This is a genomic window from Tardiphaga sp. 172_B4_N1_3 (assembly GCF_052076035.1).
Taxonomy (GTDB): Bacteria; Pseudomonadota; Alphaproteobacteria; order Rhizobiales; family Xanthobacteraceae; genus Tardiphaga; species Tardiphaga robiniae.
The window spans coordinates 1,394,378-1,419,236 of record NZ_CP197238.1 but is presented as its reverse complement, the minus strand read 5'-3'; the positions used below and the strand labels follow the sequence as shown (position 1 = coordinate 1,419,236).

Annotated in this window: 29 protein-coding genes; 10 read left to right on the top strand and 19 right to left on the bottom strand. The window is 63.2% G+C overall.

Translation table 11 applies throughout. The annotated features are described in order from the left end of the window. Nucleotides 1–60: 60 nt before the first annotated feature. Nucleotides 61–1,344, bottom strand: a complete 1,284-nt coding sequence (eno, locus tag AB7783_RS06415; RefSeq protein ID WP_175367062.1) for a phosphopyruvate hydratase — start codon at nucleotides 1,342–1,344, stop codon at nucleotides 61–63. Nucleotides 1,345–1,472: 128 nt separating this feature from the next. Here eno and queF point away from each other — a divergent pair, with 128 nt between their 5' ends. After that, complete coding sequence (gene queF / locus AB7783_RS06410) at nucleotides 1,473–1,952, top strand: preQ(1) synthase (RefSeq protein WP_439058247.1); 480 nt, start codon at nucleotides 1,473–1,475, stop codon at nucleotides 1,950–1,952. On the opposite strand, the gene AB7783_RS06405 is transcribed toward queF, so the two are convergent. The 3 genes from AB7783_RS06405 to AB7783_RS06395 form a co-directional block, all read right to left on the bottom strand. Then, the gene (locus AB7783_RS06405) at nucleotides 1,949–3,124 is read right to left on the bottom strand and encodes an MFS transporter (protein ID WP_441277132.1); all 1,176 of its coding nucleotides are present in this window, start codon (nucleotides 3,122–3,124) and stop codon (nucleotides 1,949–1,951) included. The genes queF and AB7783_RS06405 overlap by 4 nt on opposite strands. Before the next feature lie 36 nt (nucleotides 3,125–3,160). Next, nucleotides 3,161–4,045 carry a 3-deoxy-8-phosphooctulonate synthase gene (kdsA, locus tag AB7783_RS06400; RefSeq protein ID WP_441277131.1) on the bottom strand — a complete coding sequence of 295 codons (885 nt, stop codon included), beginning with the start codon at nucleotides 4,043–4,045 and terminating at the stop codon, nucleotides 3,161–3,163. Nucleotides 4,046–4,184: 139 nt separating this feature from the next. Beyond that, a complete protein-coding gene (locus AB7783_RS06395; protein ID WP_089264511.1) occupies nucleotides 4,185–4,511 on the bottom strand; it encodes an NIPSNAP family protein in 327 nt (108 codons plus the stop codon). Between the two features lie 131 nt (nucleotides 4,512–4,642). Between AB7783_RS06395 and AB7783_RS06390 the strand changes: the two genes are divergently transcribed. Together AB7783_RS06390 and AB7783_RS06385 are read left to right on the top strand one after the other, a co-directional pair. Continuing rightward, the gene (locus AB7783_RS06390) at nucleotides 4,643–4,957 is read left to right on the top strand and encodes a PAAR domain-containing protein (RefSeq protein WP_068730830.1); all 315 of its coding nucleotides are present in this window, start codon (nucleotides 4,643–4,645) and stop codon (nucleotides 4,955–4,957) included. A 12-nt stretch (nucleotides 4,958–4,969) separates the two neighbouring features. Further along, nucleotides 4,970–7,672 (top strand): CHAT domain-containing protein, encoded by a 2,703-nt coding sequence (locus AB7783_RS06385; protein WP_441277130.1) that lies wholly within the window; start codon nucleotides 4,970–4,972, stop codon nucleotides 7,670–7,672. 57 nt (nucleotides 7,673–7,729) lie between these two features. Here the strand turns inward: AB7783_RS06385 and AB7783_RS06380 are convergent, their stop codons facing one another. Beyond that, nucleotides 7,730–8,776, bottom strand: coding sequence for a histone deacetylase family protein (locus AB7783_RS06380; RefSeq protein WP_175367068.1), 1,047 nt, complete (start codon nucleotides 8,774–8,776; stop codon nucleotides 7,730–7,732). Here AB7783_RS06380 and AB7783_RS06375 point away from each other — a divergent pair. Beyond that, a complete protein-coding gene (locus AB7783_RS06375) occupies nucleotides 8,775–8,930 on the top strand; it encodes a hypothetical protein (RefSeq protein WP_441277129.1) in 156 nt (51 codons plus the stop codon). The genes AB7783_RS06380 and AB7783_RS06375 overlap by 2 nt on opposite strands. A 68-nt stretch (nucleotides 8,931–8,998) precedes the next feature. On the opposite strand, the gene AB7783_RS06370 is transcribed toward AB7783_RS06375, so the two are convergent. The 5 genes from AB7783_RS06370 to AB7783_RS06350 form a co-directional block, all read right to left on the bottom strand. Further along, on the bottom strand, nucleotides 8,999–10,630 hold the full coding sequence (locus tag AB7783_RS06370; protein ID WP_068730833.1) for a CTP synthase: 1,632 nt from the start codon (nucleotides 10,628–10,630) through the stop codon (nucleotides 8,999–9,001). 166 nt (nucleotides 10,631–10,796) lie between these two features. Continuing rightward, a complete protein-coding gene (gene secG, locus AB7783_RS06365; RefSeq protein WP_068730834.1) occupies nucleotides 10,797–11,177 on the bottom strand; it encodes a preprotein translocase subunit SecG in 381 nt (126 codons plus the stop codon). 151 nt (nucleotides 11,178–11,328) lie between these two features. Then, nucleotides 11,329–12,102: a triose-phosphate isomerase gene (tpiA, locus tag AB7783_RS06360; RefSeq protein ID WP_441229492.1), complete on the bottom strand. Its 774-nt coding sequence runs from the start codon at nucleotides 12,100–12,102 to the stop codon at nucleotides 11,329–11,331. 57 nt (nucleotides 12,103–12,159) lie between these two features. Next, nucleotides 12,160–12,747: a general stress protein gene (locus AB7783_RS06355; protein ID WP_441229491.1), complete on the bottom strand. Its 588-nt coding sequence runs from the start codon at nucleotides 12,745–12,747 to the stop codon at nucleotides 12,160–12,162. Nucleotides 12,748–12,763: 16 nt separating this feature from the next. Then, a complete protein-coding gene (locus AB7783_RS06350) occupies nucleotides 12,764–13,093 on the bottom strand; it encodes a hypothetical protein (RefSeq protein ID WP_441229490.1) in 330 nt (109 codons plus the stop codon). Nucleotides 13,094–13,326: 233 nt separating this feature from the next. Here AB7783_RS06350 and AB7783_RS06345 point away from each other — a divergent pair, with 233 nt between their 5' ends. The 4 genes from AB7783_RS06345 to moaC all read left to right on the top strand — a co-directional run bounded on the left by AB7783_RS06345 (nucleotide 13,327) and on the right by moaC (nucleotide 17,716). Next, nucleotides 13,327–15,240 carry a peptidylprolyl isomerase gene (locus AB7783_RS06345; protein WP_089264519.1) on the top strand — a complete coding sequence of 638 codons (1,914 nt, stop codon included), beginning with the start codon at nucleotides 13,327–13,329 and terminating at the stop codon, nucleotides 15,238–15,240. Nucleotides 15,241–15,358: 118 nt separating this feature from the next. Further along, the gene (gene trpD / locus AB7783_RS06340; protein WP_120289973.1) at nucleotides 15,359–16,378 is read left to right on the top strand and encodes an anthranilate phosphoribosyltransferase; all 1,020 of its coding nucleotides are present in this window, start codon (nucleotides 15,359–15,361) and stop codon (nucleotides 16,376–16,378) included. 7 nt (nucleotides 16,379–16,385) lie between these two features. Further along, nucleotides 16,386–17,192 carry an indole-3-glycerol phosphate synthase TrpC gene (trpC, locus tag AB7783_RS06335; RefSeq protein WP_441229489.1) on the top strand — a complete coding sequence of 269 codons (807 nt, stop codon included), beginning with the start codon at nucleotides 16,386–16,388 and terminating at the stop codon, nucleotides 17,190–17,192. A 2-nt stretch (nucleotides 17,193–17,194) separates the two neighbouring features. Then, complete coding sequence (gene moaC / locus AB7783_RS06330) at nucleotides 17,195–17,716, top strand: cyclic pyranopterin monophosphate synthase MoaC (protein WP_441277128.1); 522 nt, start codon at nucleotides 17,195–17,197, stop codon at nucleotides 17,714–17,716. Between the two features lie 21 nt (nucleotides 17,717–17,737). On the opposite strand, the gene AB7783_RS06325 is transcribed toward moaC, so the two are convergent. The 6 genes from AB7783_RS06325 to AB7783_RS06300 form a co-directional block, all read right to left on the bottom strand. Continuing rightward, nucleotides 17,738–18,193 (bottom strand): hypothetical protein, encoded by a 456-nt coding sequence (locus AB7783_RS06325; RefSeq protein WP_441229487.1) that lies wholly within the window; start codon nucleotides 18,191–18,193, stop codon nucleotides 17,738–17,740. A gap of 96 nt (nucleotides 18,194–18,289) precedes the next feature. Next, nucleotides 18,290–18,517, bottom strand: a complete 228-nt coding sequence (locus AB7783_RS06320) for a hypothetical protein (protein WP_184516217.1) — start codon at nucleotides 18,515–18,517, stop codon at nucleotides 18,290–18,292. Between the two features lie 203 nt (nucleotides 18,518–18,720). Beyond that, nucleotides 18,721–18,897: a hypothetical protein gene (locus AB7783_RS06315; protein WP_439071537.1), complete on the bottom strand. Its 177-nt coding sequence runs from the start codon at nucleotides 18,895–18,897 to the stop codon at nucleotides 18,721–18,723. A gap of 184 nt (nucleotides 18,898–19,081) precedes the next feature. After that, nucleotides 19,082–20,296, bottom strand: coding sequence for an ABC transporter substrate-binding protein (locus AB7783_RS06310; RefSeq protein ID WP_441229486.1), 1,215 nt, complete (start codon nucleotides 20,294–20,296; stop codon nucleotides 19,082–19,084). Nucleotides 20,297–20,363: 67 nt separating this feature from the next. Beyond that, the gene (locus AB7783_RS06305) at nucleotides 20,364–20,687 is read right to left on the bottom strand and encodes a 2Fe-2S iron-sulfur cluster-binding protein (protein WP_231080802.1); all 324 of its coding nucleotides are present in this window, start codon (nucleotides 20,685–20,687) and stop codon (nucleotides 20,364–20,366) included. A 7-nt stretch (nucleotides 20,688–20,694) separates the two neighbouring features. Beyond that, nucleotides 20,695–21,843 (bottom strand): cytochrome P450, encoded by a 1,149-nt coding sequence (locus AB7783_RS06300; RefSeq protein ID WP_441232194.1) that lies wholly within the window; start codon nucleotides 21,841–21,843, stop codon nucleotides 20,695–20,697. 233 nt (nucleotides 21,844–22,076) lie between these two features. Between AB7783_RS06300 and AB7783_RS06295 the strand changes: the two genes are divergently transcribed. Together AB7783_RS06295 and AB7783_RS06290 are read left to right on the top strand one after the other, a co-directional pair. Next, complete coding sequence (locus tag AB7783_RS06295) at nucleotides 22,077–22,625, top strand: MarR family winged helix-turn-helix transcriptional regulator (RefSeq protein WP_439063775.1); 549 nt, start codon at nucleotides 22,077–22,079, stop codon at nucleotides 22,623–22,625. A 244-nt stretch (nucleotides 22,626–22,869) separates the two neighbouring features. Continuing rightward, nucleotides 22,870–23,496 (top strand): HAD-IA family hydrolase, encoded by a 627-nt coding sequence (locus tag AB7783_RS06290; RefSeq protein ID WP_439063774.1) that lies wholly within the window; start codon nucleotides 22,870–22,872, stop codon nucleotides 23,494–23,496. Here the strand turns inward: AB7783_RS06290 and AB7783_RS06285 are convergent. From AB7783_RS06285 to AB7783_RS06275, 3 genes are all read right to left on the bottom strand, one after another. Continuing rightward, the gene (locus AB7783_RS06285; RefSeq protein ID WP_441229485.1) at nucleotides 23,493–24,218 is read right to left on the bottom strand and encodes a CbtA family protein; all 726 of its coding nucleotides are present in this window, start codon (nucleotides 24,216–24,218) and stop codon (nucleotides 23,493–23,495) included. The two genes, AB7783_RS06290 and AB7783_RS06285, sit on opposite strands and share 4 nt — an antisense overlap. Before the next feature lie 3 nt (nucleotides 24,219–24,221). Continuing rightward, the gene (locus AB7783_RS06280) at nucleotides 24,222–24,404 is read right to left on the bottom strand and encodes a CbtB domain-containing protein (RefSeq protein ID WP_089264725.1); all 183 of its coding nucleotides are present in this window, start codon (nucleotides 24,402–24,404) and stop codon (nucleotides 24,222–24,224) included. Nucleotides 24,405–24,467: 63 nt separating this feature from the next. Next, nucleotides 24,468–24,752, bottom strand: coding sequence for a hypothetical protein (locus AB7783_RS06275; RefSeq protein WP_439058230.1), 285 nt, complete (start codon nucleotides 24,750–24,752; stop codon nucleotides 24,468–24,470). Nucleotides 24,753–24,859 lie beyond the last annotated feature (107 nt).

The following is a 24,859-nucleotide window of genomic DNA, read 5'->3' as shown; positions in this document are numbered from 1 at the left end:
ATTTCAGCGAACGGCGTTGATCGCGTAGTTTCTTGCTCGGCCGAAGGCCGCGCTTGCGCTTTACGCGAGAGCTTTCAGTGCGGCCTTGCCGGCATATTTCGCCTGGGTGCCGAGCTGCTGCTCGATGCGCAGCAACTGATTGTACTTGGCGGTACGATCCGCGCGTGCCAGCGAGCCGGTCTTGATCTGTCCGCAATTGGTGGCGACGGCGAGATCCGCGATCGTGGAATCTTCAGTCTCACCCGAACGGTGCGACATCACCGCGGTATAACCCGCCTTGTAGGCCATCTCGACAGCGCTCAGCGTTTCGGTCAGCGAGCCGATCTGGTTGACCTTGATCAGGATCGAATTGGCGCGGCCGTTCTTGATGCCATCGGCAAGACGCGTGACGTTAGTAACGAACAGATCGTCGCCGACCAGCTGGCACTTCGAACCGATCAGGTCGGTGAGCTGCTTCCAGCCGTCCATATCGTCTTCCGACATGCCGTCCTCGATGGAGACGATCGGATAGTTGGCGACGAGCTGGGCGAGATACTTGGCCTGTTCGGAGATGTTGCGGGTCTTGTTCTCGCCGCCATAGACGTAAGCGCCGTCCTTGAAGAATTCGGTGGCGGCGCAATCCATCGCCAGCATCACGTCCTTGCCGGCGCTGTAGCCAGCCTTGGTGATGGCGGCCATCACAAAGTCCAGCGCCGCTTCGGCCGAACCGATATTGGGTGCGAAGCCGCCTTCGTCGCCCACATTGGTATTGTGGCCGGCCTTCTTCAGCTCGCCCTTCAGCGTGTGGAAGATCTCGGCGCCGCAGCGCAGGCCTTCGGCGAAGGAGGAGGCGCCGACCGGCATGATCATGAATTCCTGGAAGTCGATCGGATTGTCGGCATGCATGCCGCCATTGATGATGTTCATCATCGGCACCGGCAGCGTGCGGGCCGAGGTCCCGCCGACATAGCGATACAGCGGCATATCGAAGGATTCCGCAGCCGCCTTGGCGGCGGCCAGCGAGACGCCGAGGATCGCATTGGCGCCGAGGCGCGACTTGTTCGGGGTGCCGTCGAGCTCGATCATGATCTCGTCGAGCTGGACCTGGTTCTCCACGTCCATGCCGCCGATGGCGTCGAAGATCTCGCCATTGATGGCATCGACCGCCTTCTGCACGCCCTTGCCGAGATAGCGGGACTTGTCGCCGTCGCGCAGCTCGACCGCCTCATGGGCGCCGGTGGAGGCACCCGACGGAACCGCGGCGCGGCCCATCGACCCGTCTTCGAGGACGACGTCGACTTCAACCGTGGGATTGCCGCGGCTATCGAGAATTTCGCGGCCGATGATGTCGACGATGGCGGTCATGAATGCCCTCTTTGTGCTGGGGGTGGGTCGTTGGCGCCGCTTCTACAGCAAGCCTCCCGGCGGGAAAACCCCGCCTGACGTGACGACTGGCCCGGGATTGGCTATGAACCGCCATAACGGAGATATTTATGTCAAAAACACCCCGCAAATCCCCGAAATTGCCTGACGACTTGCAGCTCGGCCGCGCCGTGGAATGGCCGACCTCCCCGGAGCAGGCCAAACTCGACCGGGTGCCGAACCCGCAGAAGGACACCAATTACGTGGTGCGCTTCACGGCGCCGGAATTCACCTCGCTGTGCCCGATCACCGGCCAGCCGGATTTCGCCCATCTGATGATCGACTATGTGCCCGGCCAGTGGCTGGTCGAGTCGAAGTCGCTCAAGCTGTATCTCGCCTCGTTCCGCAATCACGGTGCCTTCCACGAGGATTGCACCGTGGAGATCGGCAAGCGCGTCGCCTCCACCATCAAGCCGAAATGGCTGCGCATCGGCGGTTACTGGTATCCGCGCGGCGGCATCCCCATCGACGTGTTCTGGCAGACCGGAACACTGCCCAAGGGCGTCTGGGTGCCCGAGCAAGGTGTCGCGCCGTATCGTGGGCGGGGCTAGGCCTTCGCGTCCGTGGGCTTCATCGGCCTCAGCAGTTTTGCGGCGGCGAAACCGAGCGCAAAGACAATCGCGGCGCTGATCAGCAGCGTCGGCATCTTGCCCGCGTGCGCCAGACCGAAACCATAGGCGATCGGGCCGACCGACTGGCCCATGAAGAAGCAGAAGGCGTGCAGCGACATGGCGCTGGCGCGGGCTTCCTGTGACAGCTCAGTGGAGAATATCTGCAACGAGCCGTGCAGCATGTAGAAGCCCCAGCCCATCAGCAGCAGGCTCAGCGCCTGGATCTGCCAGTTCGGGCTGAAGGCGGTCGCGGCGAGCTGGATCGCGATCACGATGCCGCCATAGATCATCATGCCGTTGATGCCGAGCCGCGCCAGCATGCGCGACACGGTCGCTGTGTAGAACAGGCCGCCGACGGCAAAGCAGGCGATCACGAGGCCGGCGATCGAGAGGCTTGTGACGCCGCGGTCGAACAGGAATGACGAGATATAGGGAAACAGGCCGAGGATGCAGCAGCCTTCGATGAACACCGCGCTGTAGACGATCAGCGTGTTCGGGTTGCGGAAAATGACCTTGTAGCCTTGGGCAAGCTTGCCGAAGTCGGCTTTCACAGTCGGCTTGATGATCGCGGCGCCCTTGAAGCCGTACGCCACAGCGACGGAAGCGACGATCGCAAGACCGCCGAGGATGACCAGCACGCCGCGCCAGCCGAAGAAATCACCGATCACGCCGGACGCCGTCGAGCCTAGCAGATTGCCGGTCATGGCGCCGGCCATCACGCGGCTCAGCGCGACCTGACGCAGCTTCGGCCCGACCAGATCGCTGGTCAGGCTGAGCGTCACCGGAAACACCCCGCCTGCCCCGATGCCGGCCAGCACGCGCGTCGCCAGCAGCAGCGGATAGTCGGTGGTGATCGCGCCGAGAATATTGGCGATGCCGAGCAGAACCAGACAGACGATCATCAGGCGCGGCTTGCCGAACAGGTCGGCGGCAGCACCGAGCGCCGGCTGCACAATGGCGAAGGTAAAGGCCAGTGCGGATGCCAGACCGGCGGCAATTGCCACCGTGATGGACAAATCGTCGGCGACATGCGGCAGCACCGGGTCCAGCGCGCGCATGGACAGCGCGGCGGCGAAGGACGCCAGTGCGATGATGTTGAGGACCGGAGGCATCAGTACGCTGCCAGCGCCGCGAACCGGGATTGCATGTTACGCTTTCGCCGCCGTCTCTTTGGCCAGCGCATCGAACGCCATCAGGTTCTTCACCAGCGCTTCGAAGTCACGCAACGGCACCATGTTCGGTCCGTCGGACGGCGCGTTGTCCGGATCGGGATGGGTCTCGATAAAGACACCGGCCACACCGACCGCAACAGCCGCACGCGCCAGCACCGGCACGAATTCGCGCTCGCCACCCGACGACGTGCCCTTGCCGCCCGGCTGCTGCACCGAATGGGTGGCGTCGAAGATCACCGGCGCGCCGGTGGTCCGCGCCAGGATCGGCAGCGCCCGCATGTCGGACACCAGCGTGTTGTAACCGAAGGACGCACCGCGCTCGGTGACGAGGACCTTGTCATTGCCCGACGATGTCAGCTTGCTGACGACATTGGCCATGTCCCAGGGCGCGAGAAACTGGCCCTTCTTCACATTGACCACCTTGCCGGTCGCGGCCGCGGCCAGCAGCAAATCGGTCTGCCGGCACAGAAAGGCCGGGATCTGCAGCACGTCCACCGCCTCGGCGGCACGGGCACATTGATCGTTCTCGTGTACGTCTGTCAGCACCGGCAGGCCGAGCGTCTCGCGGATCTCGGCAAAGATCGGCAGAGCATCATCGAGGCCGATGCCGCGCGCGGCGGAGGCGCTGGTGCGGTTGGCCTTGTCGAACGAGGTCTTGAAGACGAGGCCGATCTTGAGCCGGGTCGCGATCTCCTTCAGCGCCGATGCCACTTCGAGCGCATGCGCCCGGCTTTCGAGCTGGCATGGCCCGGCGATCACCGAGATCGGCAGAGCATTGCCGAAGCGGACGGTGCCGAGTGCTACGACGGGCGCGGCTGTGGACGATGCGGTCAAAATGGTCTCCTTTTCGCGCGAGACCATGACCGCAGGACCGGGCGGGATGCAAGCCGGATCAGGCCCATCCCGCCGGTCGGAATATCAGGGTTGCGGCGGGAGCCGCCTCCAACCCGACCAAGACGGCCTCAGCACCGGGCGAACCGGCCTGCCCCCGGGACCAGGCTTACTTCAGCGCCGAGAAGGCAGTCGGCGCCAGCAGCTGGCTGACGATATTGCCGACGATCTGGCCATCCTCTTCGGACTTGGCGCGCGCCGACATCCATTCCGGGTCGGACATGAAGGCGGTCCACACCTTCTCGCGCTCGGCGAGCGATTCCCATTTGAGGATGTAGGTCAGTTCCTGATTGGATTCGCCGATCACCGTGGTGAAGAAACCTGACTGCCGGATGCCGTGCTTCTCCCAGAGCTTCAATGTGACAGATTCAAATCGCTTGATCAGCGCCGGCAAACGTCCCGGCAAACAGCGATAGACGCGTAATTCATAGATCATCGGCTTTGGTTCCTTCCCTTTTTGTCAGCCTTGAAAGACTCTAACGCATGGCTTGTTGCGGCATCGTCCCTTGCCTGCGCAACGTCAGGCTTACATCATGCCGCCTGTGACGCAACCGACTTGGATCCACGATGCAAAAGCCCCTTCTGTCGCTAGTCGCCCTGATGACACTGACCGTGTCTGCCACCGCTCAACAGCCCGGCAAGATCACGTCGGGCGCCACCGGCGTGATGGTCGATGGCAAGCCGGCGGCACGCGTTGGTGACACCACCACCGACGGTAAGATCATCGAGGGTGCGAAGGGTGTCTACATTAACGGCAAGCCTGCGGCCGTCGTCGGCGGCAGCACCGAGTGCGGCGGCAAGACCATCTCGGGCAGCACTGGCGTGTTCATCAACGGCAAGCCGATGGCCCGTGCCGGCGACAGCACATCGGGCTGCAAGTAAGACCGGCCGGACATGTCCTTGTCATCCCGGGCGCAATGGGCCGCCGGCGTTGCCGCTCGGCTTGCTATCGCCATCGCCAGTGGCCTCATCCTATTGCCGGCTTTCACCCCCGTCGCCCAAGCGCAGAACAGCCGCGCACCCAGCGAGCGCGAGCTCACAGCCAAGATTCAGGATGCGTTAAATGCGTTACGCGCCAGCAATGATGGCAGCGGCCGCGATCGACTGAAGAACGCACTGCGCGAGGTTACGCAGAGCAACTATCACCGGCTTACGATTTCGGCCTATCTGAATGCCGCAGGCTCGTTCGAGCGGCGCCGCGACAACGGCACGGCATCCGAGTTTTTTGCTGATGCAGCCAAGACCCGTGCCGCGCGCGACGGTGGCAACGATGCGGTCACGTTCTGGTTCGAATATGCACGCTTCCTCGAACGCAGCAATCAATACGATCTCGGCATCCCCGTCGCCACCGAAGCGCGCAAGCGCATGCGCGCGGCCTACGGGCCGAATTCGGCGCAGGACATCGCCGGTGGCGACATCCTCGCAACATTGCTGACCAATAACGGTGCCGTCGCATCCGGCCTCAACCTCTCCGAAGAAACCTATCTGAATGCGCGAAAGGCGCTCGGCGACCGCGAACCGCTGACCTGGCGCACCGAGAATAACTATGCCGAGGCGCTGCGCATGGTCGGGCATCCCGATGTCGCCGCCGCGATCGACGAACCGCTGCTCCGCAAGCGCATCGCGCATTACGGTTATGGCAGCATCCAGGCGCTGGTGAGCGCCAGCAATCTCGCGCTCAACCATCTGGCCATGGGCAACGAAGCCGAAACGCTCCGCACGCTCGACTTGCAAAAGCGCTGCGCGACCGAACTCGCCGATCCCCGCTCCGAACATGTCCAGCAGGCCAATGTCTGGATCGCCTATACAAAAGCCTATTTCCATCCCGACCAGCAGATGAGCCGCCCTGATCTGGAAGCCATGGCCAAGGTCAAGGACTGGAACGGCGCACCGGATCTCCTGCGCATCAAGGCGGCACAACTCGCTGCCGATCAGTATGAGACACGTGGCGAGACCGACCGCGCGCTGGCGCTGCGGATCGACGCCTATCACCGTTCGCAGACGACCATTGCGCGTCAGCATCCGATCACGTTCGATGCCTTGCTCGGTGTCGCGATGACTCGAATGAAGCGCGGCGACAGGGACACGCTGGCGACCTTCAAGGATGTCGAGCAGCAGGCGTTCCGCTGGATGCTGCGCGAGGTCGGCACCGCCGGTAACCGCTACGTCGCCGAGACCATGCGCAAGCTGGCCGATGATATCCTGTATGAGTTCGGCCGCTACGCACTGGTCGAACCAGCCGCGGCCATCGCCTATGCCGACGCGGTGTCGCGCTGGAAGACGATGGAAGACGGCGAGCGCACATTGCTGCGCCTGACGGCCGACCGGCTGCCTGACGACGCCACCAAGGCACTGGCACAGACCGTGCTGCGACTGTCCGGCCAGCAGCAGGAGTTGCTGTCGTCGGGCAAGATCGATGACGACGCACGCGACGTGCTCAGGCAGTTGCAGGACGCGCGGCAGGCGCTTGCGGCAAAGATGGGTGGCAAGGCGCCAACCGATCTCCAGCTCCCATCCATCGAGGAAAGGCTCGAACGATCAGACGCGCTGGTCGACTTCTTCGTCAGCGGCCGCCGTAACCGCGTCAATCCGATCGCGTCAAAACCGGAGATGCGGCTGCAGGCCGTGATCCGCCGCCACGACACCGCGCCAGCACTGGTCGATCTCGGCCCGCTCGACAGCTTCCTCGCAGTCGATGCGACGTCGCCGGATCATGCACAGCTCTTCCGTCGCCTCCATGACGCGCTGCTCGGACCGCTGAAGCCGCAGCTCGCCGACGTGAAACGACTGTTTCTTGTCCCCGATGCCGAACTCTACAGCCTGCCCTTCGCGATGCTGCAGGATGCGGGCGGCCGCTATCTCGACGAGATTTACGACACCCGGATCATGACGCGCGCCGACGCGCTGTTCTTTGCGAACAACGACAACAGGCTTGCATCGGGCGACAAGGCGCTGTTGGTCGGCGGGCTCGACTATGCCGGCGCCGCCAATGAGCTACCCTCGACGAAGACTGAAGTTGATACGGTCAGCGCCGATCTGAAGAAGCGCAACCTTGTCGTTACCATCCTCTCGGGCAGCGACAGCGGCGAAGCGACGATCCGCGCCGACGCCAAAGGCGCGTCCCTGATCCATCTCGCCACCCACGGCTTCTACAAGACCGCCTCCAACCGCACCGACGCGCTCTGGCGCAGCGGCCTCGTTGCCTCGCGCCCCAATCTCAGCCGCCCGCCGCAGCGCGACGACAATGACGGCGTACTTTATGCGCACGAGTTGATGAACTGGGATTTGTCGTCGGCCAACCTTGTCGTGTTGTCCGCCTGCCAGACCGCGCTCGGCGATCCCAGCCGGATTGGCAGCGTGCGCGGCTTGCCCACCGCCCTTGCCATCGCCGGCGCTCGGCGTTCGCTGCTGACATTGTGGGAGGTCGCAGACGAAGGCACCGCCAACTTCATGGCGCGGTTCTATCAGGTGCTGGCCGACGAGAAACTCGATTACGCCAGCGCCCTCCGGAAGGTCCGCATCGAAGCGATCCAGGGCAAGATCACGGCCGCCAAAGACCCGTCGGTCTGGGCGGCGTTTGTATTCTTCGAGAGCTGAAACCTGTGGCTGAGCCGTAGGATGAAGCGTAATCCGCCCTACGCGATCCCATCCGAACTACGCTTGCCTGAAGCCAGTCAGGAAGGAATCGAGGCAGTCCTGGATTGCATCGATGCCGTATCCGCCCTCCTGAACGATGAGCGTCGGCAGACCCAGCGATTGCATCTTGGTGCCGACGCTCCCGAAGTCCTTGGCGTCAAGCTTCAGGATGCCGATCGGATCATCGCGATGGGCATCAAAGCCGAGCGCCACGACAAGGGCATCGGCGCCAAATGCGCGAACGCGTTCGATCGCCGTGTCGAGCGCTGCATTCATCTCAGCGCCACCGGCACCGGGCGGTAAGGGTAGATTGAGATCGAAGCCCTCGCCGGCACCATGGCCGGTCTCGCTTGCATAGCCCGTATAGAACGGCACGAAATTCGTGGGGTCGCCGTGGATCGAGATCGTCAGCACATCTGGACGATTATAGAAAATCTGCTGCGTGCCATCGCCGTGATGAACATCGACATCGATGATCGCCACCTTTCCAAAGCGACTGCGCAATCGCTGCGCGGCAATCGCGCTGTTATTCAGGTAGCAGAAGCCGGTGCCGCGATCGGCGCGTGCGTGATGGCCCGACGGCCGGCACAGCGCATAGGCAGCGCGGTCCCCGCCGACGATAGCGTCTGCGCCAGTGACCGCTGTTTCCGACGAGCGCAGGATGGAACGCCAGCTATCGGGGCCCATCGGCACCGACAGATCGCCGAGATACCAGCCCACCTGAGCGATAAATCCGGTTGCCGGGCAATCCCGCCGTGCAGCCTCTTCCGGGCGTCCGCTCCAATACGGGAAATATTGCGGCCACACTTCCGGTCCGTGGTCAGGCAGTTGCGCCCAATTATCCCACGCGGTTTCCAAGAAGCGTACGTAAGCCGGCGTATGCACCGTCAGCGCGGGCGCAGTGCCGTACTCCGCCGGCTTTTCAGGCGTGATCTCGTGCCGCGCCAAAGCGCCGATCAGTCGTTCGGTGCGAACCGGCGAATCCTTGATGGGCACGAAGCGGCCGTAACGCATGAATTGCTGCGGCGAATGAATTGCCTGATCCGGGTGATAGAAAGCGCGCATGGATCATCCCTTTGTCCGTTCGGCCGATCAGAAGACCGACGCCTCAGGGATCATTCGCATGATTGGTTTCTGCCGATCAATCGGCAGTCTGCGCAGCCCTTATGAGCGCAGCGACATGGGCAACTCGGTCGTAGGGCGGATTGATGAAGCGTGATCCGCCATCCTTCCGTCCCACACACGCCGACGGCGGATTACAGATTCGCCAAATCCGCTCCTCCGGTCTCACACCAGCCGGCTCTGCGCCGCCGCAGCCTTGATGAAGGACGCAAACAGCGGGTGCGGTTCGAACGGGCGCGACTTCAGCTCGGGATGATACTGCACGCCGATGAACCACGGATGGTTCTCGTATTCGACGATCTCCGGCAGCACGCCATCCGGCGACAGGCCGGAGAACTTCAACCCATGCTTTTCGAGACGGTCTTTGTAGGCCGTGTTGACCTCGTAGCGATGGCGATGGCGCTCGGAGATTTCGGTGGCGCCGCCATAGACGTCCGAGACCTTGCTGCCCTTGGTCAGCGTCGCCGGATAGGCGCCGAGCCGCATGGTGCCACCGAGATCGCCGGCATTGTGGCGCTTCTCGAGTTCGTTGCCGCGCAGCCATTCGGTCATCAGACCGACCACCGGCTCCTTGGTCTCACCGAACTCCGTGGAGTTGGCGTCCTTGATGCCGCCAAGGTTTCGCGCGGCTTCGATGACCGCCATTTGCATGCCGAAGCAAATTCCGAAGTAAGGCACGTTACGCTCGCGCGCGAACTGCGCCGCGCGGATCTTGCCTTCGGCGCCGCGCTGGCCGAAGCCGCCGGGCACGAGAATGCCGTTGACGTGTTCGAGGAACGGCGCCGGATCTTCGTTCTCGAAGACTTCGCTTTCGATCCAGTCGAGATTGACCTTCACCTTGTTGGCGATACCGCCATGGGACAGCGCTTCGGTCAGCGACTTATAGGCGTCCTTCATGCCGGTATATTTGCCGACGATCGCGATGGTCACCGCGCCTTCCGGATGGCGGATACGCTCGTTGATGGTGTTCCAGGTCTTCAGCTCGGGCAGCGCCTTCGGCGTCATGCCGAAGGCCGCCAGCACTTCGTCGTCGAGGCCGGCGACGTGATAGGCTTCCGGCACCGCATAAATGTTGTCGACGTCACGGGCTTCGATCACGGCGCTTTCGCGGACGTTACAGAACAGCCCCAGTTTACGGCGCTCTTCCTTGGGAATATCTCGATCGCAGCGGCACAGCAGAATGTCGGGCTGGATACCGATCGAGCGCAGCTCCTTGACGGAGTGCTGGGTCGGCTTGGTCTTCAGCTCGCCGGCGCTCGGGATGTAAGGAAGCAACGTCAGATGCACGAACACGGTGTCGCCGCGCGGCAGATCATTGCGCAACTGGCGGATCGCTTCGAAGAACGGCAGGCCCTCGATGTCGCCGACAGTGCCGCCGATCTCGACCAGCACGAAGTCGTAGCCGTCATTGTCCGACAGGACGAAGTCCTTGATGGCGTTGGTAACGTGCGGGATCACCTGGATCGTGGCGCCGAGATAGTCGCCGCGACGTTCCTTGGTGAGGATGTCCTGGTAGATTCGCCCGGTGGTGATGTTGTCCTGCTTGGTGGCAGGCCGTCCGGTGAAACGCTCGTAATGGCCGAGATCGAGATCGGTCTCGGCGCCATCATCGGTCACGAACACTTCACCGTGCTGATACGGCGACATCGTCCCGGGATCGAGGTTGAGATAGGGGTCGAGCTTGCGAAGCCGGACCTTGTAGCCACGCGCCTGCAACAGCGCGCCTAACGCCGCTGAAGCCAGACCTTTACCGAGCGAGGAAACCACGCCGCCGGTGATGAAAATGTACCGCGCCATGGGACTTAACCTTTAAGGCTCCGAAACCGATTCGCCAAAACGAATCGCAGCCGTCAGCCGAGAATCGGTGAGGCTGTGGGTGACTTGAAAAACGAAATGATTGCAGCCCCTTGATGGGATCTGCTGATGCAGGACGGTAGTCCCCGTCCTGCATGGCGCCTCTGCTTTATTGCGAGCGTGGCGGTGCCGGGGCTGCAGGAGCCTGCTGCTCGTCGGATTTCTTCAGCGTATCCAGGAGACCGCCCGAGGTCGGCGGAGCCAGCGGCGAGCCCGGCTGCGAGACCGGCGCGGTGTTGCCCGGCAGGATCGAGGTCGGCTTGCGCTCATAGGTCGCGAGCCACGACAGGAACAGGCTGGTCAGGAAGAAGCCCACCGCAAGAACGCCGGTGGTGCGTGTCAGAAGGTTCGCCGTGCCGCGGCTGGACATGAAGCCGCCACCGCCGCCGCCACCGACGCCCAAGCCGCCGCCTTCGGATTTCTGCAGCAGCACCGTCCCGATCAGGGCCGCGACGATCATGAGGTGGATAACGATAATGACGCTTTGCATCGTGTCCTTCCATCGCAAGCACGCAGCGCCGATCGCCGGCTGCAGTCATGGCTTGCGGGGTTTGAATCCAGCGGTGTCTACACGATCGACCGGGGGATTGTCACCCCCGCGCCGACCGGTCTGGACCGCAAATTCCAGCATTCCGTGAGAGTTAGGGACAGCCCGCCGCGATCGCAAGGAAATCGGCCGCCTTCAGGCTGGCGCCGCCCACCAGCGCACCGTTCACATGAGGAACCGCCATCAACTCCCTGGCGTTGGATGGCTTGACCGAACCGCCATAGAGAATCCGGATCGAGGCCCCCTCGTTCTTAAAGCGTTCAGTCAAACGATCCCGGATAAACTTATGAACTTGCTCAACATCCTGGGCTGTCGGCGTCAATCCTGTGCCGATCGCCCAGACCGGTTCATAGGCCACGATCAGGTTGCCCGAGGTGGCATCATCCGGCAGCGAGCCTTTCAGCTGGATGCCGCAGACGTCGAGGGTCTTGCCGGCATCACGTTCGGCCTGGGTCTCGCCGATACAGACGATCGCCGTGAGCCCGGCGCGCCAGACGGCCAGCGCCTTTTCGCGAACCACGGCATCGGTCTCGCCATGATCGGCGCGACGTTCGGAATGTCCAATAATAACAGCGGTCGCGCCGGCATCAGCCAGCATTTCGGGCGCGATATCGCCGGTATGCGCGCCTGAGACGTTCTTGTGACAATCCTGCGCCCCGACTGAGACGACGTGGCGGCCCTCCTGCCCGAAGCTCGATGCCTTCGACGCGAAACTCGCCAGCAGCGTGACCGGGGGACAGACCAGCAGGTCGACCTTGTCCAGCACATCCGGCGCGCCGCGCAGCATCGCTTCAAACTCGGTCATCGACGCCTTGAGGCCGTTCATTTTCCAGTTGCCGGCGATCAGCGGCCGAACGGCATCAGTCATGAGGATATCCTGTCATTTGAAAGAGGTTATCTGAGCTAACAGAGGCGATCCGTCAGCTCAAGCCGACGTGGTGCCGCGCAGCCCACGTTCGCGCTTGATCTCTTCGGCAGTAAGGTCGGGTGCCGAGGGATCGAACTTGCTCCAGCCCGAGGACGCGAGGTCGCTGCGGCGCTTGGCGATATCGACCGAGGATGGGTGCAGCAACGCCTCGAGGCGGTCCTTGTCGGCCGCCTCGACCTTGGCACTGACGAGGCTACCGCCGCGGCGGATACTCTCGGCATAGACCTCGGCATCGTTCACGGCGACTCCGGCTTCGGCCAGCATCCCGATCACGCCACCAGCGGCGCCCGCGGCCACGGCGCCCGCTGCGGCCGCTGCCAGCCATCCGGCAGCCACGACCGGTCCGAGTCCGGGAATCGCCAGCAGGCCGAGGCCAGCCAATAATCCGCCGACCCCGCCAAAACCGGCACCGATCGCGGCGCCCTTGCCGGCGCCCGCGGCATAGTCGGGCGCGTACCATTTGTCGGCATTGTTGGCGATGATGCTGATGTCGTCCTCGGCCACGCCGGCCTCACGAAGGTTGATAACGGCCTTCTGCGCGTCGGCGTAATCGTCGAACAACCGGGAGATCGTCACCTTGCTCATCGCGCTATCCCCACGGTCATTCCGGATTCGCCGAGACGTTGCCCTTGTAGTCGACGCTGACATGGACCTTCTTGGATCCGCTCATCGCAGTGCCGCGCCAGATCCCCTGGCTGTCGTTCACCAGCGGCGACACGTCGACATAACCTTGTGACTCCAACGACTTGCGAGCCTGACCTTCGGTGAAACTATTGGCGCCGGGAAGTGGCGGCGTTTCTGTTTTCGGCTGCGAATTCGTCGACTTCGTCACCGTGGGATTCTGCATCGCCGGATTTGGCTGCGCGCCTGCCGGCGTCAGCGCCATCCAGATGCCGCAGGCGGCAACTCCCGATCGCCAACCGATGCGCATGATGTCTCCCGGCAGGCCTGAACGCCCGCTCAACAAAGCAGCAGCGGGCCGGAAAGTTCCATAGGCCGCTAATGCCTCGCGGTAGCGCCGGAAACCGCTTCAATCCGCCCCGCCCCAGCCGGTTGCGACCGGGCTTTTGCCACTTTATGATGCGCCTCCTATTTGGCGACGCCCTCCGGCCCCATGGGCTGCTGGTGCGAGCCGATTCCCCTCCTGACAGATAAGAAGACCCTATGCTTCGAGGAATGCGCAAAGCCTCATCCAACTGGATTGGCAAGACGATTATGGCCGTCGTGATGGGCGTGCTGATTGTCAGCTTCGGCATCTGGGGTATCGCCGACGCGTTCAAGGGCTATGGGCAATCCAAGCTCGCCACCATCGGCTCGACCGAGATCACGACCGAGCAGTTCCGCCAGCTCTATAACGACAAGCTGCAGCAGATTGGCCGCCAGTTCGGCCGCCCGCTGACCTCGGATCAGGCCCGTGCTTTCGGGCTCGACCGCCAGGTTCTGCAGCAGGTCGTCGCCGAAGCCGCCCTCGACGAGGACGCGCGTCGCAAGGGCCTCGGTGTCGGCGACGCCGAGGTGATGCGGCAGATCATTGCGGATCCGAACTTCCAGAGCCCGACCGGCGGCTTCGATGCGCCGCGCTTCCAGCAGTTGATCCGATCGCTGGGCTTCACCGAACAGCGCTACATCGCCGAACAGCGCAAGGTCTCTCTGCGCCGCCAGATCGCCGGCACGGTCACGTCAGGCGTCGAGCCGCCGAAAACGATGATCGAGGCACTGAGCCGCTATCAGAACGAGACCCGCACCATCGACTACGTGAAGCTCGATGCTGCGCAGGCCGGGACCATTGAGGCGCCCTCGCCCGAAGCCCTCGCCGCCTATTTCGACGAGCGCAAGACCCAGTTCCGCGCCCCCGAATATCGCAAGATTGCCTTCCTCGCCTTGACGCCCGACGAGATGGCGAAGTGGTCGACGGTGTCGGACGACGACGCCAGGAAAGTGTTCGAGGAGCGCAAGGACAAGCTCTCCACGCCGGAGCAGCGCCAGATCTCGCAGATCGTCTTCCCGAACGCGGCGGACGCTGAAGCCGGCCGCGCCAAGCTGAACGATACGTTCAAGTTCGAGGACCTCGCCAAGGAACGCGGCCTGTCCGCCTCCGACATCGATCTCGGCATGGTTGCCAAAGCGGGCATCATCGATCCCTCCGTCGCCAATGCCGCCTTCTCGCTGGCACCCGACGGTATCAGCCAGCCGATCACCGGACGGTTCGGCGTAACGCTGGTTAAGGTCGGCAAGGTTCAGGCCGGCACGACGCCGAGCTATGACAGCGTTGCCGCCAACCTGAAGCGCGATATCGCCATCGAGCGCGCCCGCGCCGTCGTGTCCGACATGCATAACAAGATCGAAGACGAACGCGGTGGCGGAGCCAATGTCGTCGATACCGCCAAAAAGCTCGGCCTCACCGCCGTCACCATCGAGGCCGTCGATCGCTCCGGCCGTACGCCGGACGGCCAGCCCGTTGCCGGCCTACCCACGGGTGTGGACGTCGTGACCCAGGCCTTCAACAGCGATGTCGGTGTCGACAACGACGCATTGCAGGCCGGCGGCGGTTACATCTGGTACGACGTGCTCGGCGTCACGCCGGCGCGCGACCGTACGCTCGACGAAGTGAAGCCGCAGGTCGAGGCACGCTGGCGCGAAGAGCAGATCACCACCCGCCTGCGCGACAAGGCTGTCGACATGGCGAAGAAGCTCGAAAGCGGCGCCAAGCTCGCCGACGAAGCCGCCGCAGCCGGACTCAAGGTCGTGACCTCCGCGCCATTCAAGCGCGACGCGAGCGACCCTGCCCTGTCGGCCGGCGTGATCCAGTCCGTATTCCGCGGCGTCAAGGATTCGGCCGGACAGGCGCAGGGTGCCACGCCGTCGGAATGGATCGTCTACCGGATCACCGATGTCACCGCGCCTGCGGTTGATATGGCCTCCGAAGACGCCAAGAAGCTCAAGGAGACGCTGCAGCGCGGGCTGACCGACGAACAGGTCGCGCAGTATGTCACCAGGCTCGAGACGCAGATCGGCACCAAGATCAACGCGGAAGCCGTTGCAATCGCCACTGGTGCCGCGAACAGCAACACCAATTAGGAAACCCACGTCGTCATTGCGGGCGCAGCGAAGCCATCCAGAAGCAACAAGCAAAGGCTGGATGGCTTCGTCGCAGATGTCGCCTGCAATGACATGTGCATCACTCTGAAAGCATCCGATGGACAATCTCAGGGCAATCATTGCCAAGGTCGCGACCGGCGCCTCCCTCTCGCGTGAGGAAGCCTCGGCGGCCTTCGACAGCATGATGTCGGGCGAAGCCACGCCTTCGCAAATGGGCGGCCTGTTGATGGCGCTGCGCGTGCGCGGCGAGACCGTGGACGAGATCACCGGCGCGGTTGAGGTGATGCGCGCCAAGATGCTGCGGGTCGACGCACCGGCCGGCGCTGTCGACGTGGTCGGTACCGGCGGCGATGGCTCCGGCTCCGTGAATGTCTCGACCTGCGCCTCGTTCATCGTCGCCGGCTGCGGTGTGCCGGTGGCCAAGCACGGCAATCGTGCGCTGTCGTCGCGCTCCGGCGCGGCCGACGTGCTGGCGGCCCTCGGCGTCAGGATCGATCTCACGCCCGACGACGTCAGCCGCTGCCTTAGAGAGACAGGCATCGGCTTCATGTTCGCGCCGGCGCATCATCCGGCCATGAAGAATGTCGGCCCGACCCGCGTCGAACTTGCCACCCGCACGATTTTCAATCTGCTGGGACCGCTTTCCAATCCGGCGGGAGTCACCCGGCAGATGGTCGGCGTGTTCTCGCGGCAATGGGTGCTGCCGCTGGCACAGGTGCTGAAGAATCTCGGCTCCGAATCCGCCTGGGTGGTGCACGGCTCCGACGGCCTCGATGAGATCACCCTCACCGGCCCGACCTTTGTGGCAGCGCTGGAGAACGGCAATATCCGCAGCTTCGAGATTTCGCCCGAGGACGCGGGCCTGCCGCGCACCGGTCCGGATTCCCTGAAGGGCGGCGACGCCCAGGAGAACGCCGCCTCACTGCAGGCCGTGCTCGATGGCAAGCCGAGCGCCTTCCGTGACGTCGCGCTGCTCAATGCAGCCGCGGCCCTGATCGTGGCCGGCAAGGTCAAGGACGTGAAGGAAGGCGTGGCACTCGGTCAGAAGTCGCTCGACAGCGGCGCGGCGCTGGAGAAGCTGAAGCGACTGGTCGCCGTCTCCAACGCCAACCTGTGAGACGACCATGTCCGACATCCTGACCAAGATCGAAGCTTACAAGCGCGAGGAAATCGCGGCGGCGAAACGCGCCCATCCGCTCGCATCCATCGAAGCGCTGGCCAAGGCTGCGCCCGCACCGCGCGGCTTCATGACCGCGATCCACAGGAAGCTCGACAAGAACGAGTTTGCGCTGATTGCCGAAATCAAGAAGGCGTCGCCGTCCAAGGGACTCATTCGCGAGGACTTCGACCCGCCGACGCTGGCCAGAGCCTATGAGGCCGGCGGCGCCGCGTGTCTCTCGGTCCTGACCGATACGCCGTCCTTTGAAGGGCATCTCGACTTCATGGTCGCGGCGCGCGCCGCGACCAAACTGCCGGTGCTGCGCAAGGACTTCATGTTCGACACCTATCAGGTGGTCGAGGCCCGCGCCCATGGCGCCGATTGCATCCTGATCATCATGGCTGCACTCGACGATGCGCAGGCGCGTGACATCGAAGACGCCGCCATCGACCAGGGCATGGATGTGCTGATCGAAATCCACGACCAGCCGGAGCTGGAACGCGCGCTGAACCTGCGCTCGCCGATGATCGGCATCAACAACCGCAACCTGCGCACCTTCGAGACCACGCTGACCGCCAGCGAAACGCTGGCGCCGATGATCCCCAAGGATCGTCTCAAGGTCGGCGAAAGCGGCATCTTCACGCCAGACGACCTCGCACGCCTCGAGTGCGTCGGCATCTCCACCTTCCTGGTCGGCGAAAGCCTGATGCGGCAGGCGGACGTGACGGCTGCAACGCAGACGCTACTCAAGCGCGCGAACGGAACGCATTGATCATGGCCGGCAAGACGAAAAAATCGAAGCAGGCCCCGGCCCTCACCCACATCGATTCCTCGGGCGAAGCCCGCATGGTCGATGTGTCGGAGAAACCGGCGACCGAACGCATCGCGGTGGCCGAAGGTCTGGTGGTCATGAGCAAGGCGACGCTCGACATGATCGTCTCCGGCAATGCCAAAAAGGGCGACGTGCTCGGCACGGCGCGTATCGCCGGCATCATGGCGGCAAAGCGCACATCGGATCTGATCCCGCTGTGCCATCCGCTGGCGCTATGCAAAGTCACGCTGGACATCACGCCCGACAAGAAACTGCCGGGCTGCCGCGTACGTGCGTCGGTCAAGGTCACGGGCCCCACGGGCGTCGAGATGGAAGCGCTGACGGCCGTCTCCGTCGCATGCCTGACAATCTACGACATGATCAAGGCCGTCGAGCGCGGTGTCCGCATCGAGGGCATCCACCTCGTCGAGAAAAAGGGTGGCAAGTCCGGGCACTATCTGGTCACGGACAACGCCGCGAATTGAATACTCCGCGGTCGCCCGGCGTCAGCCGCAGACATACACGCGCCGCCATCGCCAACCGTGATAAGTCCGCACCCGTATAACGTCATAGCAGTTGTCGTAATACGGATAGCCCGCATAGGCGTAGGACGAACCGAATCCGATCACAAACGGGGCGAAATTCCGGAAGTGGCGATTATGGTGGCCGAAGTGATGGAAGCCTCGATTGGACATTCCGGCGAAGCGTGCTCCGCCGGGCATGGCGGCGAAACGAGTTGCACCGAACCCGCCGCCGCGCAGGCCGCCCATGGCCATACCGCCGCCGCGGAAGCCACCTCCGTGGAAGGCACCTCCGTGAAAACCGCCACCACCGTGGAAACCACCCCCGTGCCCGCCACCACCGCCGTGGCCGCCCCCGCCGCGCGCCGAAGCATCCATCGGCACGGACGTCATGCCGATGGCCGCAATTGTGGCAAGTCCGATCAACATTTTCCTGAGCATGGCACACTCCCGTCGCAGGTGTGGGCCCCCATCCTCAGAACACCGGTTGCCGCAAATAATTCCCGATGATCGCCAGCGACATCGAACAAGTGGCCGTCACTTGATCATCGGACAACCGCCCTCGGCCATCGACCGCAATGCTGCGACAGCACGCTTCGACGAAATCGCGAACTGTTCGAGATCGCGCAGGCGCTCATCGAGCTGCTGTCGCCGCGCAACCATCTTTGCGGCCAGCACGACGCGCAATTTCTCATGAAGGTCCCAGAGCGCGTCATCACTGCGAAATCGCGATCCTGCGCCGTCATCGATCTTGTTTACGAACAATAACCGGGACCGCGCGCGACATGGGGGGTGTTTGGCGGCGGTCCCGGGCCAGATCAAGCGACCAACCGGACGGATGAGACATCCAGGCTGGTGCTCGTGGCGGGATCAGCACTACCAAGCAGGACAAGGCCAAGTGTGAATGCGCACTACTTAGTTACGCGCGCGCGTTGTAAGTTTTGCGGTAACCTGAATAGGGGCGGATTTCAGCGATCGCTGTCATCACGGTGCTCGCGCACGAGACGCTGCCGGCTGCGCTGCGGCTTCATCTCACTGACGATCCACGGCCCGATCTGCGCATCGAGATGACGCTCATATCGTTTGACCAGCAACCACGCAGCAGGTGGCAGCAGCAAGGCCATCAATCCAACCATAATCGACATTCCAAATCCTTTAAATCAAAGGGTTTCGATGTCATTAGGTACGTGGAATAGCCTTTTAGGTTTGAAATTGCCCGCATGTATTTTCTGCGGAGCAGCAAGTTACCTACCGATCCGCCAATTCCCGCAACTGGCCCCACATCGATACCGGGAACGACTGATGTTGCCGGTATCGATGCGCGACAGGCTACTTGATCATCGGACAACCACCCTCGGCCATCGGCCGGAACGCCTTTTCGGCAGGGATGGTCGAGAGCAGCTTGTAATAGTCATACGGCCCCTTCGACTCTGCCGGCTTCTTGATCTCGAACAGGTAGATCGGGTGAATGACACGGCCATCGGCGCGGATTGTGACCTCACCGAACAGCTTGTCCTTGCCCTTGAAGGTCTTCATCTGCGGTACGACGACACTGGCATCGTCGCTGCCCTTGGCGGCCACGGCATTGAGATAGGCCAGCGTGGAGGCATAGACACCCGCCTGATTGGCGCTCGGCATCTTGCCGTTCATGCCCGGCCGCGCCGCAAAGCGTTTGCCAAAGGCGCGGGTGTCGTCATCCATGTCCCAGTAGAAGGATTCCGTCAGCAACAGGCCCTGCGCGGTCTTCAGGCCCATGCCGTGAACGTCGTTGATGAAGATCAGGAATGCGACCAGCTTCTGCGGGCCATCCTGCATGCCAAACTCACCAGCTTGCTTGACCGCATTGATAGCATCCGCGCCGGCATTAGCCAGGCCGATCACCTTGGCCTTGGAGCTCTGCGCCTGCAGCAATAGCGAGGCGAAATCGGAGGTGCCGAGCGGGTGCTTCGATGACCCCAGCACCTTGCCGCCGTTCTTCGTGATGTAATTGGTGGCTTCGGCCTCGATGCCCTGCCCCAGCGCGTAATTCACCGTGAGAAAGTACCAGTCGTCACCGCCCCGCTGCATCATCGCCGCTGCGGTGGTGTTGCCGGTGGCCCATGCGTCATTGACCCACTGGATGGTGTTCGGCGAACAGTCCTTGCCGGTCAGGTCCGAGGTCGCTGTCGACGAGGCCAGGAACGTCATCCTGGTGTTGCGGGCGATATTGTTGATGGCGAGACCCACCGATGAATTCGGCACGTCGACGATGGCATCGACCTTCTCGACATCAAGCCATTTGCGCGCGATGGCGGAGCCGACATCCGCCTTGTTCTGATGGTCGGCATAGACGATCTCGACCTTGATGTTCTTGCCGCCGCCGTTGAAATCCTCGGCCGCCATCCGCGCGGCTTCCACCGAGCCCATGCCGTTGGTATCCTGAAACACGCCGGAAATATCGTTGAGCACGCCGACCCGCACCACATCGTCGGACACCTGCGCCTGCACTGCCGTCGCCATCACGCAGGATGCCGCAGCAGCCAAAACTGTCTTGAAGCCCTTCATTGTCGTCTCTCCCCTCTACCTTGATTGCGCGGGTCCGGACGTTGCCGGTCGCGGTCTTGCTTGCGAGTTATACCTGTCGCTCCGGCAGCCGGAGCACGAGGCCATCGAGCGCCTCGGTGATCTTGATCTGGCACGACAGCCGGCTGTTCGGCAGCCGCTCGCTGGCGACACCTTCCAGCAACTCATCCTCGTCGGCACCGACTGCGCCAACTTTGCCCAGCCAGTTGTCGTCGACATAGACGTGGCAGGTGGCGCAGACCGCGCCGCCGCCGCATTCGCCCGTAATGCCGTCGATGCCATGCAGCAGCGCCGTATACATGGCGCTATCGCCATCATTGGCGCGGACTGTCTCGGCACGGGTGTCGTGATGAATGAACGTAATGCTCGGCATAGGATCCTCAGGCAGGCGTGAAGGTAACCGGCAGGCTCTCCAGCCCGCGCAGCGTGTTGTTGTAGCGGCGCTTGACCTCGCCGGTGATCTCGATCGATGCGACCTTGCGCGCCAATGCGGACAGCATCACCTCACCCTCCAAACGTGCCACGAGCTGGCCGACGCACATGTGGATGCCGGAGCCGAATCCGACATGGCCGGACGTCTTGCGGGTGATGTCGTAGCGTTCGGGATCGGCCCACCGGCGCGGATCGCGGTTGGCGGCGGCCAGGAACATCAGCACCTTCTCGCCCTCACCGACACGACAACCACTGATCTCGACGTCGCGCGTCGTGGTGCGGAAGAAGGTCTGCACGGGGCTTTCGTAACGCACGGCCTCCTCGAAAGCATTGCGCGCCAGCGACAGGTCGTTGCGCAGCCGCGCGAATTCTTGCGGGTAGCGCGCCAGGCAATAAACGGCAGCGCCGATACCGTTCACCGTCGTGTCCAGCCCTGCTGACAGCAATGAGCGCACCAGCAGCGGCGCCTCGTCGGCGGTGATATCGCCGGTGTCGACCCGCGCATGGATGCAGGCGCCGAAACCGCCGGGCGCGAGATTGTCGCGCTGGCATTGCGCGGCGACATAGGCCTGATGCGGCGCCGAGCGTTCGATCGCGTCCTGGCGCAGCTGGTTCGGCGGACCGAAGGCATTGAAGACAAGACCGGCATAAGGCAGCAGGTTTTCGCGGCCCTCCTTCTGCAGTCCCATCGCATCGGGGAACACCGAGAGTGGATAGGCTTCGGCAAGATCCGCGACCGCGTCGAAACTGCGCCGCTCCAGCAGTTCGTCGACCTTGGCATCGGCGGCCGCGGCAAAGCCATCGCGCAGTTGCTTCATTACCGCGGGCGACAGGACCTTGTTGAGTACCGCGCGCGTGCGCGTATGCGCCGGCGGGTCGGCTTCGAGGATGAGGCTCTGCGGGCGCCACGGCTTCTCCCTGGCAAAGTCGCTGAGGCCCACGCCGCGGCTCGAGCAGAACGTCGCGGGATCGTTCAGGACTGCATGAACTTCGGCATAGCGCGCGACCGCGTAGACGTTCCATTTGTCGAGATACACCACGGGCCCGGCTTCACGCAGCACCTCGTGGGTGGGGTGAGGATCGGCGAAGAAGTCCATGGCGAAGGGATCGACGTCGAGGTGGACGACGGGCTGAGACGATGCGTCGTTCGGCAGGGCTCCGCCAAAGGACAGCACCGGCGGGGTGTGGGGCGATGCCGTCGTGACCGTGGCAACCATGTGAATCTCCCATATTTTCTTGTTGGCAATTGCGGCTGCGTGTCTCTATTCCTCAGGACCACGTGATCTCGTCGATTTCGACGACGTCATGCTGGCAGGCAGGATCGTGGTGCATGAGCAAGAATGGATCGGGGAAAACGGTTCGAAAGCCCGCCAAGGCGAAAGCGACAAAGGTCAATGTCAGGACTGTCGCCGCGAGAGCGCCCGCTTCCAAAGGCGGGCAGTTGCTCGATCTCGAGCGCTATGTGCCGGCCTTCATCACCTTCATTGCGAACAAGCTGTCGCGCAACGCGACCGCGCTCTATCAGAAGCGCTTTGGCGTGAATGTCACCGAGTGGCGCATCATGTCGCTGCTGGCCATCGAGCCCGGCATTCCCGCCTCGCGCATCTGCCACGTCATCGGCTTCGACAAGGGACCGGTCAGCCGCACGCTTGCCATGCTGGAAGAGCGCGGCCTGGTCGCCATCAACGCCGACCCGGACGACGCACGCACCCATTCGATTACGCTGACCACGAAGGGTCGCACGACCCATGACGCCGTCATCGTGACCGCGCTGGAACGCGAGCGAAAGCTGCTGTCCTGTCTGGATGAAAGCGAACGCGAAGTGCTGATCGACTTGCTGCGACGCATTCACGGCAATCTCGGCGCGGTAACCGGCTAGACCACCACGCGTTACTCGCGCGTCATCAATCGCCGTCCCGCACAAGCGGTCCACCATCGTTTCTCTCCCTGCAGGGCCCGGCAGTTGACTGCTCTAAGTAGCGCCCTCTTTGGAAAGGCTCTCACGAATTAGTTGCCTAGGCAACAGAAATATCGGGGCGGTTTGTCACGCGGAGGCAAGGATTTTCTGCCACCATCCGCTAACCTGCGCCGCACATGTTCAATCGTTGAGCCAAAAGATACAGATGACGATGTCGCTTACGCCAAATTCCGCAGACGCCCTGCTGTTTGATCTCGGCCGCGTCGTGCTGGATATCGATTTCACGCGCGTGCTGAAGGTCTGGTCGGACTACGCGCAGTGTACACCGGACGACATCGTGAGCCGGTTTGCGCGCGGCGACGTCTATATGCGACACGAGCGCGGCGAGATTTCCGACGACGCATTCTTTGCGCATCTGCACGACACGCTCGGTATCGATCTGACGCCGGCACAATTTCTCGAAGGCTGGAATGCGATCTTCGTCGGGGAGATGCCGGGCATCGCCGAACTCCTCGCGCATGCCTCGAAGCGCTGGCCGCTCTACGCGTTCTCAAACACCAATGTCGCGCATGTCACGCATTTCTCGGAACACCATGCCGATCTGCTCAGTCACTTCCGCACGGTGTTTCTGTCGTCCTCGATCGGGCTTCGCAAGCCCGATGCAAAATCCTATGAGCACGTCATCGCGGAAATCGGCATCCCCGCCGACCGCATCGTGTTCTTCGACGATCTTGCCGATAATATCGAAGCCGCTCGCGCTTGCGGATTGCAGGCCGTCCACGTCACCTCGCCGACATCGGTCGCCGAGGCGCTCAAGGCACTCGGGCTTTAGGTCCGCGAGATGCGCTGGAAGGCGATGCTGGTGAGGACGCCGAGCAGTGCCCAGAACAGCAGGCTGGTCAGGACCGCTGCAACGACGAAACTGTGCGACAGCGTTTCGGGGACATCCGTATGGCCAGCCGGCGCCAGCGGTGCGCCGATCAGGTGCGGCAGGACGATCAGGCCAAGGCCGAGAATGGCGGCCCATGACGCCTTGCGGAAGACCAGCAGGGCGAGCCCCGCCGCAGTGGCGCAGGCAGTGCCGATCCACCAGGTCTGGCGCAGTGTGAGGTCGGCGACAGGCATTCCAGGCAGCTCCGGCGGCAGGCCGAGGCCGGGCGCCGCCGTGAAGACGACGAAACCGCCGAGACCCCAGAACAGCCCTTCCCGCCAGCTCACGGCCCGGCCACGCAGCGCGAAGATGCCGGCCAGTAGCAACGCGAAGCCGATGGCCGTCAGGATATTGGCGCCGGTGGTGAAGGCATTGCGTTGCAAGCCCTCGGTGGGCTCCCATTCGGCCTCATGGCTATGGGCGGCGGCGCCATGGTCGTGCGTATGGGCGGGCTGCGCGGCAGCCGTCGGCGCAACAGCAGCCGGAGCTTCCGCCTTGCGCTCATAAACTTCGCTTTTCTGGATCAGGGGAATGGTCCCGACCATCTGGGCGCCGGTGATGGCAGCGCCAGTGATCACGCCAGCCAGCGCTGCCGAGAAAACGATCGACCTGAAGACGGACATGTCTCAGTGGCAGGGGAATGCGTTGGCGTGGCGCGTGTCGTGGGCCGCATTATGGACCGCGCTGATATGCGAGAAACCGACCACCCCGACGATAAACAGACCGAGCGCCATGGCCAGAACGGCCTGCACGACGACATTAACGTCAGTGGTGACGGCGGAGATCTGGGCGGTCTGGGTCTGTTGCATCGGAATCCTCGCGAAATAGAGGGCCAATTTAGCCGAGTTGCTCCGGCGGCGCGACCGTTAATTTTACATCGCGCGGGCGAGATCGCGGCTGGTCAGATGAAAGTTCGCATCTGCCGCTACCGACGCACGCACGAGCTTGGCGCTAGCCGCCGCCTGGAACACCGCTCTGTGGTCTTGAAAATAGGCCGCGCAGTCCTCCGGCGACGGGTAGCGCCGGAGCAGCGTCCGGAACGCATGACGGTGCACCATGCATAGCCCGCGATGGCCGGACGGCCGGAACGCCAGCGCATCGACATCTGCCCGCCAGACAGGCGCTTCATCGGCGGTTGCGGCGTGGTTGTCGGTCATGATCGCCGATGTCTACCGTGTTTCCCTGCCCTGCCAAAGCGCCAGTGGTTTTGCGTCCGCTCCCGCTCTCCGCTATGACGGGCGCCCACACTGCCGGAGATCCCCGC

Excerpts from the sequence above, each read along its gene's own strand:
- AB7783_RS06290 (WP_439063774.1), top strand. The coding sequence starts at position 22,870 with ATGACGATGTCGCTTACGCCAAATTCCGCAGACGCCCTGCTGTTTGAT.
- trpC (WP_441229489.1), top strand. The coding sequence starts at position 16,386 with ATGTCCGACATCCTGACCAAGATCGAAGCTTACAAGCGCGAGGAAATC.
- kdsA (WP_441277131.1), bottom strand. The coding sequence starts at position 4,045 with ATGGTCTCGCGCGAAAAGGAGACCATTTTGACCGCATCGTCCACAGCC.
- AB7783_RS06310 (WP_441229486.1), bottom strand. The coding sequence starts at position 20,296 with ATGAAGGGCTTCAAGACAGTTTTGGCTGCTGCGGCATCCTGCGTGATG.
- AB7783_RS06385 (WP_441277130.1), top strand. The coding sequence starts at position 4,970 with ATGTCCTTGTCATCCCGGGCGCAATGGGCCGCCGGCGTTGCCGCTCGG.
- AB7783_RS06395 (WP_089264511.1), bottom strand. The coding sequence starts at position 4,511 with ATGATCTATGAATTACGCGTCTATCGCTGTTTGCCGGGACGTTTGCCG.
- AB7783_RS06325 (WP_441229487.1), bottom strand. The coding sequence starts at position 18,193 with ATGCTCAGGAAAATGTTGATCGGACTTGCCACAATTGCGGCCATCGGC.
- tpiA (WP_441229492.1), bottom strand. The coding sequence starts at position 12,102 with ATGACTGATGCCGTTCGGCCGCTGATCGCCGGCAACTGGAAAATGAAC.
- AB7783_RS06305 (WP_231080802.1), bottom strand. The coding sequence starts at position 20,687 with ATGCCGAGCATTACGTTCATTCATCACGACACCCGTGCCGAGACAGTC.
- AB7783_RS06380 (WP_175367068.1), bottom strand. The coding sequence starts at position 8,776 with ATGCGCGCTTTCTATCACCCGGATCAGGCAATTCATTCGCCGCAGCAA.
- AB7783_RS06300 (WP_441232194.1), bottom strand. The coding sequence starts at position 21,843 with ATGGACTTCTTCGCCGATCCTCACCCCACCCACGAGGTGCTGCGTGAA.
- AB7783_RS06405 (WP_441277132.1), bottom strand. The coding sequence starts at position 3,124 with ATGCCTCCGGTCCTCAACATCATCGCACTGGCGTCCTTCGCCGCCGCG.
- AB7783_RS06375 (WP_441277129.1), top strand. The coding sequence starts at position 8,775 with ATGGATCATCCCTTTGTCCGTTCGGCCGATCAGAAGACCGACGCCTCA.
- trpD (WP_120289973.1), top strand. The coding sequence starts at position 15,359 with ATGGACAATCTCAGGGCAATCATTGCCAAGGTCGCGACCGGCGCCTCC.
- secG (WP_068730834.1), bottom strand. The coding sequence starts at position 11,177 with ATGCAAAGCGTCATTATCGTTATCCACCTCATGATCGTCGCGGCCCTG.
- AB7783_RS06275 (WP_439058230.1), bottom strand. The coding sequence starts at position 24,752 with ATGACCGACAACCACGCCGCAACCGCCGATGAAGCGCCTGTCTGGCGG.
- AB7783_RS06315 (WP_439071537.1), bottom strand. The coding sequence starts at position 18,897 with ATGTCGATTATGGTTGGATTGATGGCCTTGCTGCTGCCACCTGCTGCG.
- AB7783_RS06280 (WP_089264725.1), bottom strand. The coding sequence starts at position 24,404 with ATGCAACAGACCCAGACCGCCCAGATCTCCGCCGTCACCACTGACGTT.
- queF (WP_439058247.1), top strand. The coding sequence starts at position 1,473 with ATGTCAAAAACACCCCGCAAATCCCCGAAATTGCCTGACGACTTGCAG.
- AB7783_RS06355 (WP_441229491.1), bottom strand. The coding sequence starts at position 12,747 with ATGAGCAAGGTGACGATCTCCCGGTTGTTCGACGATTACGCCGACGCG.
- AB7783_RS06295 (WP_439063775.1), top strand. The coding sequence starts at position 22,077 with ATGAGCAAGAATGGATCGGGGAAAACGGTTCGAAAGCCCGCCAAGGCG.
- AB7783_RS06285 (WP_441229485.1), bottom strand. The coding sequence starts at position 24,218 with ATGTCCGTCTTCAGGTCGATCGTTTTCTCGGCAGCGCTGGCTGGCGTG.
- AB7783_RS06370 (WP_068730833.1), bottom strand. The coding sequence starts at position 10,630 with ATGGCGCGGTACATTTTCATCACCGGCGGCGTGGTTTCCTCGCTCGGT.
- moaC (WP_441277128.1), top strand. The coding sequence starts at position 17,195 with ATGGCCGGCAAGACGAAAAAATCGAAGCAGGCCCCGGCCCTCACCCAC.
- AB7783_RS06345 (WP_089264519.1), top strand. The coding sequence starts at position 13,327 with ATGCTTCGAGGAATGCGCAAAGCCTCATCCAACTGGATTGGCAAGACG.
- AB7783_RS06350 (WP_441229490.1), bottom strand. The coding sequence starts at position 13,093 with ATGCGCATCGGTTGGCGATCGGGAGTTGCCGCCTGCGGCATCTGGATG.
- eno (WP_175367062.1), bottom strand. The coding sequence starts at position 1,344 with ATGACCGCCATCGTCGACATCATCGGCCGCGAAATTCTCGATAGCCGC.
- AB7783_RS06390 (WP_068730830.1), top strand. The coding sequence starts at position 4,643 with ATGCAAAAGCCCCTTCTGTCGCTAGTCGCCCTGATGACACTGACCGTG.